We start from the raw sequence: 14,176 nt of genomic DNA on the forward strand, positions 1-14,176 counted from the left end.
AGGCTAGGTCACCGGCGCAGCGCCACGAGAGGGCGGTCGGTGATGACGAGGTACGGCACGGCGTCGCGCGTCTCCCCGGCATGCGGCTAGCATCGGCGTGTGACGATGAAAGCGATGGACACCGCGAGCCGGCCCCTCGACGAGACTGCCGGGCTCACCGCCGCGGCCTGCCTGTTCCACGGGTTCTCCGAGCCCTCGCGCCTGTCGATCGTGCGGCACCTTGCCCTCGGCGAGCACCGGGTGGTCGACCTGACCGCGCACCTCGGGCTTGCGCAGAGCACCGTGTCCCAGCACCTGGCCTGCCTGAAGGACTGCGGCCTCGTCTCCTCCCGCCCGGAGGGGCGGGCCTCGATGTGGTCGCTCAACCACGTCGACACCGTCATGGCCCTGCTCGCCTCCGCCGAGAAGCTCCTCGCCCTCACCGGCGACGCCGTGGCGCTGTGCCCCCGCTACGGAGTGGATGCCCTCCACCACGGAGGAACGTGATGGGCACCGGACACGGGCACGGGCACGGCGGCCACGCGGGCGGACGGCACCGCTGGCGGCTGGCCGTCGCCTTCGGGCTGGTCGCGGCGTTCTTCGGCGTCGAGCTGGCCGTCGGACTCGTCAGCGGCTCGCTCGCCCTGATCTCCGATGCCGGCCACATGGCCGCCGACGTGGTCGCACTGGGTGCCGCACTGGTGGCGACGAAGATCGCCACCCGGCCCGACGGCACCGGGCGTCGTACGTATGGCTCCTACCGCGCCGAGGTCTTCGCCTCCGGCTTCACCGTGCTGATCATGCTCGGCGTCTCGGTGTACGTCGTCGTGGAGGCGGTCCGCCGGATCGGCGACACGGTCGAGGTGTCGCCCGGTCCGATGCTGGTCGTCGGCGCCATCGGCCTGGTGATCAACCTCGTCTGCCTGGCCCTGCTCCGTGGCGGGGCGCAGGAGTCGATCAACGTCAAGGGCGCCTACCTCGAGGTGGTCGCCGACGCGGCCGGCAGCGTCGGCGTGCTCCTGGCGGGCCTCCTGGTGGGTCTCACCGGCGCAGCCCAGTGGGACACCGTCGTCGCCGTGGCGATCGGTGTGTTCGTCGCGGTGCGGGCCCTCCTGCTCGGGCGGGAGGTGCTCGCCGTGCTGGGGCAGCACGCGCCCGGGGACGTCGACCTCGATGCCGTCGTGCGCGACCTCGAGGCCGTCACGGGAGTCGCCGAGGTTCACGACCTCCACGCTTGGACGCTGACGTCGGGGATCAACGTCGCCACCGCGCACCTCGTCCTCCGCGGCGGCGCCGACGCGCAGTCCGTGCTGGCAGGCGCTCAGGACATCCTGCGCGAGGGGCACGGCATCGTGCACGCGACCCTCCAGGTCGAGGTCACCCCTGCCCGCGAGTGCCGCGCCGCCACGTGGTGACACGCCGACGGCCCGGGGTGGACCCGGGGTTGACGTACCTCACACGGCCGACGACTTGGATCGTTCCAATCGAGTCGCCAGACTGGACGCAGAGGTCCCAACCCTGAGGAGAGACCCATGCGTCTGATCGACGAGCTCAACGAGCTCCACGACTACTACGCGAGCAAGATCGAGGCCGCCATCGGCCGCGACGACGTCGAGTCGGCCGAGGCCCTGGCCCAGGCCTACGAGGACGACGCCATCCAGCGGATGGCCGAGCGCGAGGGCCTGACCCACCTGCTCCCCCTGGAGCGCGCCGTCACGCACGAGAGCTCGCTGCACCGCCTGGCCCGCCGCCTGCGCCCCAGCCGCGCCGCCTAGACCTTGTCCTAGGACCTGTCGCCGGGGAGGTCCGCGCGCAGGTGCAGGTGCTCGATCAGCGGCACCACGTCGGCGATCGAGTCGACGATCTTGGTCGGGCGGTAGGGGAAGCGGCCCACGTCGCGGCGCTCGGTGGCGCCCGTGGCGACGAGGATCGTGCGCATGCCCGCCTCGAGGCCGCTGATGATGTCGGTGTCCATCCGGTCGCCGATCATCACGGTGGTCTCCGAGTGCGCCTCCAGCTGGTTGAGCGCACTGCGCATCATCAGCGGGTTGGGCTTGCCGATGAAGTAGGGCGCGCGCCCGGTCGCCGTGCTGATCAGCGCCGCCACCGAGCCCGTGGCCGGCAGCATCCCCTGCGCGCTCGGCCCGCTCGGGTCGGGGTTGGTCGCGATGAACCTGGCTCCACCGTTGATGAGCCGGATCGCGCGGGTGATGGCCTCGAACGAGTAGGTCCGGGTCTCCCCGAGCACGACGTAGTCGGGGTCCTGGTCGGTCATGACGTAGCCGATGTCGTGGACCGCCGCGGTCAGGCCGGTCTCTCCGACGACGTACGCCGACCCTCCCGGACGCTGGTCGTCGAGGAACTGCGCCGTCGCCAGTGCCGACGTCCAGATCGACTCCTCCGGCACGTCGATCCCGCTGCTGCGCAGCAGGCGCACCCGCAGGTCGCGCGGGGTGAAGATCGAGTTGTTGGTCAGGACCAGGAACGGGATGCCGGTCTCGCGGAGGGTGGCGATGAACTCCTTCGCCCCGGGGATCGGGTCCTCCTCACGCACGAGGACCCCGTCCATGTCGGTGAGCCAGGTGCGTACGGGTCGGGGTTCGGTCACGGAGTCATTCTCGACCACGGGGTCCGCATCCACACGATCTCGTCCATCTGGTCGGCCCGCACGTAGTCGACCTCTCCGCTTGACTTCGCCTCCACCCAGGCGGTTCGGTGCTCCCGTGCCGGCACCCGAGGAGTCGACCCGTGACGTGATCCCGTTGAGGGTGGCGGCGCGGGCCTGGTTCGCGATCTCGCTGCAGACCTTCGGTGGTCCCGCGGGCCAGATCGCGGTCATGCAACGGACGCTGGTGGAGGAGAAGCGCTGGATCGGCCAGCAGCGGTTCCTCTTCGCGCTGTCCTACTGCACGCTGCTCCCCGGCCCCGAGGCCCAGCAGCTGGCGACGTACGTCGGGTGGTTGCTCAACGGCGTGCGCGGTGCCCTGGTCGCCGGCATCCTCTTCGTCCTGCCCGGCGTCGTGGCGCTGCTGGTGCTGTCCGGCGTCTACGTCGCCTTCGGCGACACGACCCTCGTCGAGTCGCTCTTCCTGGGCCTCGCGCCCGCGGTCATCGCCATCGTCCTGCAGGCCGTGGTCCGCGTCGGTCGCAAGGGGCTGGGACATCCGGCCCTCGTGGCGCTCGCGGTGGCGTCGTTCGTCGCCCTCGCCGGCTTCGGCGTGCCGTTCCCGGTGGTGGTGCTGGCTGCCGCGGTCGTCGGGTGGGCACTGGGCCGCCGGATCCCCACCCTCACCCGGGCCCCGCGGGCCGCGGCCGACGACGGTCCGCCCCCGCTCGTCAGCGACGACGCGCTCCACAGCGAGCGCCCGTCCGGGCGCCGCGCCGCCCTGGTCCTCGTCATCGGGCTGGTCGCGTGGTCCGCGCCGGTCGCCCTGGCCGCGCTGCTCTTCGGGCGCACCAGCATCTTCGTCGACCAGGGCGTCTTCTTCTCCGGCGCTGCGGTGGTGACCTTCGGCGGGGCGTACGCCGTCCTCGCCTACGTCGCCCAGCAGGCCGTCGAGGTCTACCACTGGCTCGCGCCCGGCGAGATGGTCCGCGGCCTCGCCCTCGCCGAGACCACGCCCGGCCCGCTGATCATGGTGGTGCAGTTCGTCGCGTTCGTCGGCGCCTACCGCGCGCCCGGCGACCTCGACCCGTGGGTCGCGGCCGTGATCGCCGCCCTGCTCACCACGTGGGTGACGTTCGTGCCCTGCTTCCTCTTCATCCTGCTCGGGGCGCCGTACGTCGAGCGTCTCCGCGGCAACCGCGACCTCGCCGCCGCGCTGGCCGGCATCACCGCGGCCGTCGTCGGCGTGATCGCGAGCCTGGCGGTCTTCTTCGCCCTGCACACGCTCTTCGACGAGACCGGTCGGGTGACCACGGGTCCGCTCGACCTGGAGCACCCGGTGCTCGCGTCCCTCGACCCGGCCGCCCTCGCGATCACCGCGCTGGGGTGCGTGCTGATCTTCTGGCGGGGCTGGTCCGTGCTCCGGACGCTCGGCGCCTGCGCGCTGGCCGGGATCGTGGTCGGGCTGGCGCTGTCGGCGTGAGCCTCAGCCCCGGACGTCCACTGGGACGTCGTCGGCCGCGTGGTGCACCGGGTGGGTGCGCTCGAGCTTCGCGCCCTCGACATCGACGTCCGGGAGGATCCGGTCGAGCCACCTCGGCAGCCACCAGGCGCTCTCGCCCAGCAGGTGCATCGCGGCCGGGATGAGCAGCATCCGGACCACGAACGCGTCGAGGAGCACCCCGAACGCCAGCCCGAAACCGATCGGCTTGATGGTCGCGTCGTGGGAGAAGATGAAGCCCGCGAAGACGGAGATCATGATGATCGCCGCGGCCGTCACCACGGCCCGGCCGGCCCGCAGGCCGTGCTGGACGGCCACCCGCGCCGGCGCCCCGTGGGCGTAGGCCTCGCGCATGCCGGACACCAGGAACAGCTGGTAGTCCATCGCCAGGCCGAACAGGATGCCCGTGGCGATGATCGGCAGGAAGCTCAGCACCGGTCCCGGCGCGTGCACGCCGAACAGGTCGGCCAGGAAGCCGATCTGGAAGATCGCGGTGATCCCGCCGAAGGCCGCGAGCAGCGAGAGCACGAAGCCGAGGGTCGCGGTCAGCGGCACGAGGATCGAGCGGAAGACGAGGACCAGGATGAGCAGCGAGAGCCCGACCACCAGCACGAGGTAGAGCGGGAGCACCTCGGACAGCTTGTCGGAGATGTCGATGCCGGCGCTGGCGTTGCCGGCCACGCCGAGCGTGGCCTCGCCGCCGGAGACCGTGGTCGGGGTGTACGACCGGAGGTTCTGGACCAGCTCGGCGGTCGACTCGCTCGACGGTGAGCCAGCGGGGACGACCTGGAACGCCAGGGCACTGCGATCCTCCGACGCGCCGATCGGCACGACGGCCTCGACGTTCCAGACCCGGCCGAGCTGCTCGCCGACCGCGGCCTGCTCGGCGATGACGTCGTCCTCGCTCACGGGCCCGGGCAGGTCGGCGACGACCAGCAGCGGGCCGTTGGAACCGTCACCGAACTTCTCCGCCTGGATGTCGTACGCCTTGAAGCCGGCGGAGTCCGGCGGCTGGGTCGAGCCGTCGGGGAGCCCGAGGCGCATCTGCGTCGCGGGGGCGGCCACGACGAGGAGCGCGGCCACGCCGAGGCCGAGCACCGTCCACGCGCGGGTGGTGCTCATCGGCTTGTCGCGGTCCGTGATCGCCGCGTCGTCCTCGTACGTCGTACCGGCGTCGAGGAGTGCCCGCTCGCGGCGGCGCAGGATCCGCCGGCCCACCAGGGCGAGGACGGCGGGGGTGAGGGTGATGGCCATCAGGATGGCGACGAGCACGGCGACGGCGCCGACCGTGCCCATCAGGCCGAGGAACCCGACGCCGGTGACGTTGAGGGCGAGCAGCGCCACGATGACGGTCACGCCGGCGAAGACGACCGCGTTGCCCGACGTGCCGTTGGCCAGGCCGATCGACTCGTGGAGCTCGGCGCCCTGCTTCAGCTGGCGGCGGTGGCGGTTGATGATGAAGAGGGAGTAGTCGATGCCGACCGCGAGGCCCAGCATCACGCCGAGCACCGGCGTGACGGAGACGAAGTCGACGATCCCGGAGAAGGACAGGGAGGCGAGCGACGCGACGGCGACCCCCAGCAGCGCGGTCAGCAGCGGCAGGGCGGCGCCGAGCACGGTGCCGAGCATGACGAACAGGACGATCGCGGCGACGACGACGCCGGCGATCTCGCCCGGGCCGAGGATCGACGGGACGGTCTGCGCGATGTCCTGCGAGGGATGGACGTCGACGCCGTCGATGCCGGCGTCGGCGACCAGGGCCTCGATCTCGGTCTTGACCTCGGCGGTGACCTCGTTGGTCGACACGTCGAAGGTGACGTTTGCGACAGCGGCACTGCCGTCGGCCGACACCGTGCGGAAGCCGGACCCCAGCTCGGAGAGGGTGGCGCCCTGCTCCAGCCGGGGTGCCTGCTCGTCGACCAGTGCCCGCTGCCGGTCCAGCACTGCCTGGCCGTCGTCGAGCTGCTGCTCGGCGGCATCGAGCTGGTCGCGGACGGCGGCGAGGGTGCCGGCCTCGCGCGCCTGGGCGCGCTGGTCGGCCAGCGCCGCACGGCCGGCGTCGATCTGTGCCTGACCCTCACTGAGCCGCGCCAGGCCGTCGTCGAGCTGCTGGCGGCCGTCGGCCACCCGCTCGGCCGACGAGTCCAGCTGGTCCTGGGTGGCGAACGGGTCCGACACGTCGGCGACGGAGTCGACCTCCGCGACCTGGTCGAACAGCGTGGCCAGGCCGGCCTGCTGCTCGGCGGTGAGGGCCGAGCCGTCGGTCGTCTCGGCGACGATCGCGCCGGCGCCGCCGCCGGCCCCCTCGAACTCGCGCTCCAGCTGCTGGGAGACCCGCGTCGTGGGGGTGTCGGGCAGCGTGATGTTGGTGGACAGCGCGCCCGCGAACGACACGTACGTCACCGCCGTCAGCGCCAGGAGGGCCAGCCAGGAGCCGATCACGATCCAGTGGCGGCGCGCGGCGAGGCGGCCGATGCGATAGAGGAGCTCAGCCATGTCGGGTGAGGGGCCTTTCGTGCCGTGGGTGGGTGGGTGGGGTGGTCGGGTGGCTCAGCCGGCGTAGCCGGACCGGAGTCGGTGCATGAGGCGGTCGAGCAGTCGGTCCCAGTCGGTCCGGGCATCGCCCGGCACGGCGGTGGTCAGGTCGGGGTGCTCCTCGACCCAGCGCCGACCGATCGCGGCGAGCCCACTGGTGAGCAACGCCAGGGTGAGCTCGAGATCGAGGGGGTCGACGCCGGGCGCGCGGGCCACGAGTCGCTCGCGGAGCCGTCCGACGACGTGCTCCAGTGCGGTGCGGGAGATCGTGTCAGCGCGCTCGTCGGCCGGGTCGGGTGCACCGAGGACCCGGTGGATCGTCGCGACAGCGGTGGGCAGGTCGACCGACCGGGTGGACTCGCACAGGGCCTCGAGCGCCGCTCGGCTCCCGGCCTCGCCCGCCGGGAGGGTCGCGGTGCCCCGCTCGAGGCTGTCGAGGAGCTCGACGGTGACCTCGGTGAAGATCTGTTCGCACACCGCGACCAGCAGCTGGTCGACCCCGGCGAAGTGGTTGAAGACCGTCCGTCGGGAGACGCCGGCGACCTCCGCCACCCCCTCGACGGTGAAGCCGTCGGGACCGTGGTCGGTGGCCAGCGCGCGGGCCGCCTCGACGATGGCGAGGTGCCGCTGCTCGCGCAGATGGGTGCGCCTGTCGTCGGAGGAGGAGCAGATCACGTGGCCTAGTGTTGCACTCAGTGCAAATGCCCGGGTCATTGCCGGTGGTCGAGCCCGTCGGACAGGATCTGCGCATGGGCGGCGGCGAGGCAGGGACCAGTACGACGCGTGCGGCAGGGCCCGGACTCGGTCCGTGGGTGGCGGCGGCGCTCGTCTTCGGCTCGTCCGCCGCGGTCCTGGTCGTCGAGCTGGTCGCGCTGCGGCTGCTGGCGCCCTACTACGGGCTGACCCTCGAGACGAACACGATGGTGATCGGCCTCGCCCTGACCGCCATCGCTGTGGGCACGTGGGCCGGCGGCTCGAGCGCCGACCGGGTCGCGCCGCGCCACCTGCTCGGCCCCCTGCTCGGCATCTCCGGTGCCGCGGTCGCGCTGACGCCGACCCTCGTGCGGGGCGCGGCAGCCTCCGGCAACCCGGGCCTGCTCCTCATCACCGCCACCCTGTCGATCCTCGTCCCGGGCGCGCTGCTCTCGGCCGTGACGCCGGTCGTGATCAAGCTGCGGCTCACCAGCCTCCACCAGACCGGCAGCGTCGTCGGCCACCTGTCGGGGGTCGGCACCGTGGGTGCGATCGTCGGCACCGTGCTGACCGGCTTCGTGCTGATCTCGCGTGTGCCGGTCAGCGGGATCCTCGTCGGGCTCGGCATCGTCCTGCTCGTGACGTCGGTGGCTGTCCAGGTGGCCGGTCGCCGCGGCCGCGGCGACGTCGTGCTGGGCCTCGTGGTGGCGCTGGCGAGCCTCGGCGCGGCGCTCTCACCGAGCGGCTGCGACGTCGAGACGACGTACCACTGCCTCGCGGTCACCGCCGACCCCGACCGCTCCACCGGCCGGACCCTGGTCCTCGACGGGCTGCGCCACTCCTACGTCGACCTCGAGGACGCGACCCACCTCGAGTTCGCCTACGTCGAGGCGATGGCGTCGGTGACCGACACCGCCTTCGCGGAGAACGAGCCCCTGGCCGTCTACCACCTGGGGGCCGGTGGGCTCACGCTGCCGCGCTACCTCTCCACGACCCGTCCGGGCACGACGAGCGACGTGTCGGAGATCGACGCCGGCGTGGTCGCGGCCGACGTACGCCTGCTGGGCGGATCGCTGCCCGACGGCGTCGAGGTCGATGTGGAGGACGGCCGCCTCGCGATCGCCGACCTGTCCCCGGACAGCCTCGACCTCGTCGTCGGCGACGCCTTCGGCGGCGTCAGCGTCCCGTGGCACCTCGCGACGGTCGAGGCGGTCGGCGGGCTGGAGGAGGCGCTGGCCGAGGACGGCGTCTACGTCGCCAACCTCATCGACTTCGGCCCGCTCGACTTCGCCCGCGCCGCCGTCGCGACGACGGCGGAGGTCTTCGACCACGTGGCCCTGCTCGCCGAGCCGTCCGCGCTGGCGGGCGAGGACGGGGGCAACCTCGTCGTGGTCGGCTCGGACGCACCGCTCGACGTCGCGGCCGTGGTCGAGGCGATGGGCGAGCGCGACCTCGCGTGGGACGCGCTCGCCGGCGACGGGCTCGACGACTGGATCGGCGACGCGCCCGTCCTCACCGACGACTACGCCCCGGTCGACCAGCTGTTGACGCCGTACTCCCGCTAGCCCCTCGCGTCAGCGGGTGGGATCGATGATCGTCATGCCGGCGACGGTCGCGCCGTCGAAGCCGGGCAGCAGCGCCGCCGCCTCCTCGAGCCCGATGGTCCGCTCGACGAGCCGCTGCGGCTGGAGCGCCCCGCTGCGGATCAGCTCCATCATCGGCGGGTAGTCGGCCGCCGACATGCCGTGGCTGCCGAGGAGGTCGAGCTCCCACGCGATGACGCGCGCCATCGGCACCCGGGGGTGACCCTCGACGGGTGGCAGGAGCCCGACCTGGGCGAGGCGACCTCTCCGGCGGAGGCTGAGGATCGCGTCGGCGCAGGTCTGCTCACTGCCGACGGCGTCGACGGCGACGTGGCTGCCGCCGTCGGTGAGGCGGCCGACGGCCGCAGGGACGTCCCTCCCGTCGGCGAGCAGGGTGTGCTCGGCGCCGAGGTCGGCGGCCACGGCGAGCGCCTCCGGGTTGCGGTCCACCGCGACCACCCGTGCACCGACCGCCCGCGCGATCATCACTGCGCTGAGCCCGACACCGCCGGCGCCGACGACGGTGACCCACTCGCCCTCCGCGACCCGGGCCCGCCCGACGAGCGCGCGGAAGGCCGTGGCGAACCGGCACCCGAGGCTCGCCGCGGTGGCGAAGTCGATCGCGGCGGGCAGGGCGACGAGGTTGGTGTCGGCGGCGTGGAGGGCGACGTGCTCTGCGAACGACCCCCAGTGGGTGAAGCCCGGCTGCTCCTGGTCGGGGCAGACCTGCGCGTTGCCCGACCGGCACCACTCGCAGCGCCCGCACCCGCACACGAACGGGACCGTGACCCGGTCGCCGACCTGCCAGCGGGTGACGTCCGGGCCCACCTCGGCGACCACCCCGGCGAGCTCGTGGCCCGGCACGTGCGGAAAGGCGATGTCGTCGTGTCCCGCCCACGCGTGCCAGTCGCTGCGGCACATCCCGGTCGCCATCACGCGTACGACGACCCCGCCCACGGGTGCCGAGGGCTGCGGGACGTCGCGGACCTCGGGCTGGGAGCGGACGGCGTCGATCATCACTGCGCGCATGGGACGTGATCCTGTCGCACGGACCCCGGACACGACGATCGGGCCGGCCCACGAAGGACCGGCCCGATCGGTTGGCGGTGGCGGTGGGATTTGAACCCACGGTGGGTTTGACCCCACACAACATTTCGAGTGTTGCACCTTCGGCCGCTCGGACACGCCACCGCGAGGAACATTAGCGGAGGGTGAGCGCGAGCCGAAAATCCAGCAACTGGGCCAGTGCCGTGGTGCGTGGGGGCGTACGACGGTAGTTTGCGCCACACGCAGGTGCTCGCGCAGAGCGCGGGGGAAAGGAGCGGTGCCGACCGTGACTGCCGTCCGACGCATCCGAGAGGTCGCCAAGGCCGCCCTGCCCCGAGCCGTGGGCGAGCGGCTCCCGGCCGCCCCGCCGCAGGAGGTGGGCGAGCTCCTCCACGACAAGCGGTTCCAGCGCGCCGTCGCCGACGCCGCGGTCGAGCAGGGGCGCCCCGAGGAAGAGGTCTGGTCGGAGGTCAAGGGCTACCTCCACGAGATGTCCGCGGCCCACGACGACCGCGCCTCGCAGGGCTGGGCCCGGATGGGCGACTGGTTCCTCAGGGCGTACGACGTGCTCGTCGACGAGGAGCAGATGCACCAGCTGCGGAAGGTCGACCGCACGCACAGCCTCGCCCTCGCCTTCAGCCACCGCTCCTACCTCGACGGCATGGTCATCCCCAACGCGCTGTCGTCGCGGCGCTTCTCGCCGACCTACACGTTCGGCGGCGCCAACCTCAACCTCCCGCTCATCGGCTCGGTGGCCAGCCGCACGGGCCTCATCTTCATCCGCCGCTCGACGCAGGAGATCCCGGTCTACCGGCTCGCCCTGCGCTCCTACATCCGCCAGATGGTGGCCAACAAGCGCAACATGGCGTGGTCGATCGAGGGCGGCCGCACCCGCACCGGCAAGCTCCGCCCGCCCGTGCACGGGATCCTGAAGTACCTCACCGACACGGTGGACGGCGAGGACGCGCCCGACGTGCAGGTCGTGCCCGTCTCGGTCGTCTACGACCAGCTCCACGAGGTCTCCTTGATGACCGAGGAGTCGCGCGGCGCCAGCAAGACGCCGGAGGACTGGCGCTGGCTGGTGCGCTTCGCCCGGCTCCAGCGCAAGCGCATGGGCCGCGCCTACCTCACGGTCGGCGAGCCGTTCTCCCTGCGCGAGCGGATGGACGAGCTCGCCGCCGAGGGCGTCACCGGGCACCAGGCCGTCGAGCGGGTCGCCCTCGACATCTCCCACCGGCTCAACCGCGCCACCCCGGTCACGGTGACCGCGATCGTGTCGCTGGCCCTGCTCGGCGCCGACCGCGCGCTCACCGTCGACGAGGTGCTCGACACCGTCGAGCCGCTCGCGGCCTACATCGACGCGCGGCACTGGCCCGTCGCCGGTGCCGCCGACCTGCGGGACCGCTCGACCATCCGCCGGGCGCTGGCCGAGCTGGCCCAGAGCGGCGTGCTGACGGCGTACGACGGGGGCAGCGAGCCGGTGTGGAAGATCGGTGACGACCAGCACCTGGTCGCCGCGTTCTACCGCAACACGGTCATCCACATCCTCGTGGAGCGCGCGATCGGCGAGCTGGCACTTCTCACCGTCAGCGAGCTCGAGCCCGACGCCGACCTGCCCGCGGGCGGCGCGCTGCAGGTGGGCTGGGAGGAGGCCAAGCGGATGCGCGATCTCCTCAAGTTCGAGTTCTTCTTCCCCAGCCGCGCCGGCTTCGAGGACGACCTGCGCACCGAGCTCCAGCTGCTCGTCGGCGAGGACGTCACCGACATGACGCCCGACCGGGCGCGCGAGCTGCTGGTGAGTGCGCGGCCGCACCTGGCCCACCTCGTGCTCCGGCCGTTCCTCGACGCCTACCTCGTGCTCGCCGACCGGCTCGCCGACCACGGCGACAGCCCCGTCGAGGACGACGAGCTGCTCGCCGACTCCCTGGCCGTCGGCCAGCAGTGGGCGCTGCAGCGCCGCGTCGCGAGCGCCGAGTCGATCTCCCTCGAGCTCTTCCGGACGGCGCTCGCGCTGGCCCGGCACAAGGGACTGCTCGAGGGCGGCGACGGCGCGGGCTCGGCGCGCGAGGCGTTCGCCGCCGAGCTGCGCGAGGCCGTGCGGCGGGTCAACATCGTCGGGGAGATCGCCACCGACGTGGCGCCGTCGATCCACCCCGAGGTCCACCCGGTGAGGACGCGGTGAGCGGACTCTCGGCTGCCGCGCAGGCGGCGATCGACGCGATCGAGGCCGGTCCGCAAGGACCCGCGGTCGGTGCGTTCTTCGACCTCGACGGCACCCTCGTCGCGGGCTACACCGCGGCGACGTTCTACGGCGACCGGATCAAGGGACGCGACGTGTCGCCGGCCGAGTTCCTCCGCACGGTCGTGACGGCGGCCGACGGCGAGCTCGGTGGCGACCCGACACGGATCGCCCACGTCGCCTTCTCCGCGATGCGCGGGGAGTCGGAGGAGGCCTTCGCCGACCTCGGTGACCGGCTCTTCCGCTCCAAGATCGCCGGCACCATCCGCCGCGAGTCCCGCGCGCTCGTCCAGGCCCACCAGCGGGCCGGGCACACCGTCGCGGTCGCGTCGGCCGCCACGAAGTACCAGATCGCCCCCGTCGCCCGCGACCTCGGCGTCGAGCACCTCGTCTGCACCCAGCTGGTCGTCGAGGACGGGCAGTTCACCGGAGCCACCGACGGCCCGATGCTGTGGGGCCGGCACAAGGCCAGCGGCGTACGCGCCTTCGCACGCGAGCACGCCCTCGACCTCGCCCAGTCCTACGCCTACGGCAACGGCTACGAGGACGTCGCCTTCCTCTCCTCCGTCGGCCACCCGACCGCCCTCAACCCGCACCGCGACCTGCGCTCGGCGGCCACGCGGCTGGGCTGGCCGGTGCTCGACCTCTCCGACCCGGTCGGCGGCTCGCTCGTCGCGGCCGGTCGTACGGCGGCAGCGCTGGCGGGCATGAACACAGGCGTCGTGGCCGGGCTGGCCTACGGCCTGCTCCGCCGCGACGGCAAGGAGGGCCGCAACCTCGCGGTCAAGCTCGCCACCTCGGTGCCGATGGCGCTGGCGGGCGTGACGATGGACGTCCAGCACCGCGAGCGCCTCTGGACCCACCGGCCGGCCATCTTCGTGGCCAACCACCAGAGCTCGCTCGACATCCCGATCCTCGGCAACCTGCTGGAGCGCGACTTCACGATCGTGGCCAAGAAGGAGGCGCGCTGGGACCCGCGCGCGATCGTCGGGTCGGTGGTGATCGACCCGGCCTACATCGACCGCTCCGACCCCGCGTCGGCCCACGCGACGCTGGACGGCGTCGTCGAGCGGATCCGCGGCGGCACGTCGCTGATGATCTTCCCCGAGGGCACCCGGTCGCCGACCCCGGTGCTCGGGCCCTTCCGCAAGGGCGCCTTCCACCTCGCCGCGCAGGCGGGCGTGCCGGTCGTGCCCGTCGTGCTGCGCAACACCGGCGAGCTGATGCGGCGCAACTCCCTCGTGCTCAACCCCGGCGTCGTCGACGTGTGCGTCCTCGAGCCCGAGACCGACTGGGACGTGGACGACATGAGCGAGCGCATCGCTGCCCTGCACGCAAAGTTCGAGCAGACACTGGCGACGTGGCCGTCAGCGGAGTCGGCATGAGCGCCCGCGAGGACTTCGAGCGCTGGGGTGGCGCGGCCGCCTTCGGTGCCACACCCGAGCTCACGCCGATGCAGACGCTGATGTGGCGCGCCGAGCGGCACCCCGTCCAGTCGTCCACCTCGACCGTGATCATCGACCTGGACCGGGCGCCGGACTGGAAGCGCTTCGTCGCGGCGACCGAGTGGGGCACCGGCCTGGTGCGCCGGCTCCGCCAGCGGGTCGTGGACCCCGCCGTCCCGACCGCAGCACCGACGTGGGCCGACGACCCGACCTTCGACCTCGGCTACCACCTCCGCCGCGAGCACGTCGCCAGCCGCGAGGAGATGCTGGCCCAGGCCGCCCAGATCGCGCTCCGCCCCTTCGACCGCTCCCGCCCACTGTGGGAGGGCGTGCTCTTCGAGGGCATGCCCGAGGGAGCGGCGTACGTCCTCAAGATCCACCACGCGCTCGCCGACCCCCTCGGCACCGTCCAGCTGCTGTCGATGCTGCAGTCGGGCAAGCGCGCCCACACGGCCCGCAAGCCGGTGGGCGAGGTGAGCGCCGAGCCGGGCGCCGAGCCGGTCGACCTCGCCGTGTCCGGGCTGCGCAGCGGCGTCGCGACCCTGCCCG

12 protein-coding genes and 1 tRNA gene are annotated in these 14,176 nt (G+C 72.8%); 8 read left to right on the forward strand and 5 right to left on the reverse strand.

Annotated elements, in window-relative coordinates:
- Window positions 1-114 precede the first annotated feature (114 nt).
- The 3 genes from JWN97_RS09055 to JWN97_RS09065 all read left to right on the forward strand — a co-directional run bounded on the left by JWN97_RS09055 (window position 115) and on the right by JWN97_RS09065 (window position 1,754).
- Window positions 115-486: a metalloregulator ArsR/SmtB family transcription factor gene (locus JWN97_RS09055; protein WP_297621512.1), complete on the forward strand. Its 372-nt coding sequence runs from the start codon at window positions 115-117 to the stop codon at window positions 484-486.
- Window positions 486-1,394 carry a cation diffusion facilitator family transporter gene (locus JWN97_RS09060; protein WP_297621514.1) on the forward strand — a complete coding sequence of 303 codons (909 nt, stop codon included), beginning with the start codon at window positions 486-488 and terminating at the stop codon, window positions 1,392-1,394. Before JWN97_RS09055 ends, JWN97_RS09060 begins: the two co-directional genes overlap by 1 nt.
- Window positions 1,395-1,511: 117 nt before the next feature.
- Window positions 1,512-1,754, forward strand: a complete 243-nt coding sequence (locus JWN97_RS09065) for a hypothetical protein (RefSeq protein WP_297621516.1) — start codon at window positions 1,512-1,514, stop codon at window positions 1,752-1,754.
- An 8-nt stretch (window positions 1,755-1,762) separates the two neighbouring features.
- Here the strand turns inward: JWN97_RS09065 and JWN97_RS09070 are convergent, their stop codons facing one another.
- Entirely contained in the window at window positions 1,763-2,587 is an 825-nt protein-coding gene (locus tag JWN97_RS09070; protein WP_363321270.1) for an HAD-IIA family hydrolase, read from the reverse strand.
- Between the two features lie 115 nt (window positions 2,588-2,702).
- On the opposite strand from JWN97_RS09070, the gene chrA reads away from it, so the two are divergent.
- Window positions 2,703-4,067 carry a chromate efflux transporter gene (gene chrA, locus JWN97_RS09075; protein ID WP_297621518.1) on the forward strand — a complete coding sequence of 455 codons (1,365 nt, stop codon included), beginning with the start codon at window positions 2,703-2,705 and terminating at the stop codon, window positions 4,065-4,067.
- A 3-nt stretch (window positions 4,068-4,070) separates the two neighbouring features.
- On the opposite strand, the gene JWN97_RS09080 is transcribed toward chrA, so the two are convergent.
- The gene (locus JWN97_RS09080) at window positions 4,071-6,581 is read right to left on the reverse strand and encodes an MMPL family transporter (protein WP_297621520.1); all 2,511 of its coding nucleotides are present in this window, start codon (window positions 6,579-6,581) and stop codon (window positions 4,071-4,073) included.
- A gap of 54 nt (window positions 6,582-6,635) precedes the next feature.
- Complete coding sequence (locus tag JWN97_RS09085; RefSeq protein WP_297621522.1) at window positions 6,636-7,295, reverse strand: TetR/AcrR family transcriptional regulator; 660 nt, start codon at window positions 7,293-7,295, stop codon at window positions 6,636-6,638.
- A 74-nt stretch (window positions 7,296-7,369) separates the two neighbouring features.
- Here JWN97_RS09085 and JWN97_RS09090 point away from each other — a divergent pair, with 74 nt between their 5' ends.
- Window positions 7,370-8,878: a fused MFS/spermidine synthase gene (locus tag JWN97_RS09090; RefSeq protein WP_297621524.1), complete on the forward strand. Its 1,509-nt coding sequence runs from the start codon at window positions 7,370-7,372 to the stop codon at window positions 8,876-8,878.
- Window positions 8,879-8,887: 9 nt separating this feature from the next.
- On the opposite strand, the gene JWN97_RS09095 is transcribed toward JWN97_RS09090, so the two are convergent.
- Together JWN97_RS09095 and JWN97_RS09100 are read right to left on the reverse strand one after the other, a co-directional pair.
- Window positions 8,888-9,925, reverse strand: a complete 1,038-nt coding sequence (locus JWN97_RS09095) for a zinc-dependent alcohol dehydrogenase family protein (RefSeq protein WP_297621526.1) — start codon at window positions 9,923-9,925, stop codon at window positions 8,888-8,890.
- Window positions 9,926-9,997: 72 nt separating this feature from the next.
- Window positions 9,998-10,087, reverse strand: a tRNA-Ser gene (locus JWN97_RS09100).
- Window positions 10,088-10,229: 142 nt separating this feature from the next.
- On the opposite strand from JWN97_RS09100, the gene JWN97_RS09105 reads away from it, so the two are divergent.
- From JWN97_RS09105 to JWN97_RS09115, 3 genes are all read left to right on the forward strand, one after another.
- Entirely contained in the window at window positions 10,230-12,125 is a 1,896-nt protein-coding gene (locus JWN97_RS09105) for a lysophospholipid acyltransferase (RefSeq protein WP_297621529.1), read from the forward strand.
- Window positions 12,122-13,567, forward strand: a complete 1,446-nt coding sequence (locus JWN97_RS09110) for an HAD-IB family hydrolase (RefSeq protein WP_297621531.1) — start codon at window positions 12,122-12,124, stop codon at window positions 13,565-13,567. Before JWN97_RS09105 ends, JWN97_RS09110 begins: the two co-directional genes overlap by 4 nt.
- A partial coding sequence (locus JWN97_RS09115; protein ID WP_297621533.1) for a wax ester/triacylglycerol synthase domain-containing protein occupies window positions 13,543-14,176 on the forward strand: 634 nt, incomplete at its 3' end. The genes JWN97_RS09110 and JWN97_RS09115, both read left to right, overlap by 25 nt.

The organism is Nocardioides sp. (assembly GCF_025965415.1).
GTDB lineage: Bacteria > Actinomycetota > Actinomycetes > Propionibacteriales > Nocardioidaceae > Nocardioides.

Excerpts from the sequence above, each read along its gene's own strand:
- JWN97_RS09095 (WP_297621526.1), bottom strand. The coding sequence starts at position 9,925 with ATGCGCGCAGTGATGATCGACGCCGTCCGCTCCCAGCCCGAGGTCCGC.
- JWN97_RS09065 (WP_297621516.1), top strand. The coding sequence starts at position 1,512 with ATGCGTCTGATCGACGAGCTCAACGAGCTCCACGACTACTACGCGAGC.
- JWN97_RS09090 (WP_297621524.1), top strand. The coding sequence starts at position 7,370 with ATGGGCGGCGGCGAGGCAGGGACCAGTACGACGCGTGCGGCAGGGCCC.
- JWN97_RS09080 (WP_297621520.1), bottom strand. The coding sequence starts at position 6,581 with ATGGCTGAGCTCCTCTATCGCATCGGCCGCCTCGCCGCGCGCCGCCAC.
- JWN97_RS09060 (WP_297621514.1), top strand. The coding sequence starts at position 486 with ATGGGCACCGGACACGGGCACGGGCACGGCGGCCACGCGGGCGGACGG.
- JWN97_RS09055 (WP_297621512.1), top strand. The coding sequence starts at position 115 with ATGGACACCGCGAGCCGGCCCCTCGACGAGACTGCCGGGCTCACCGCC.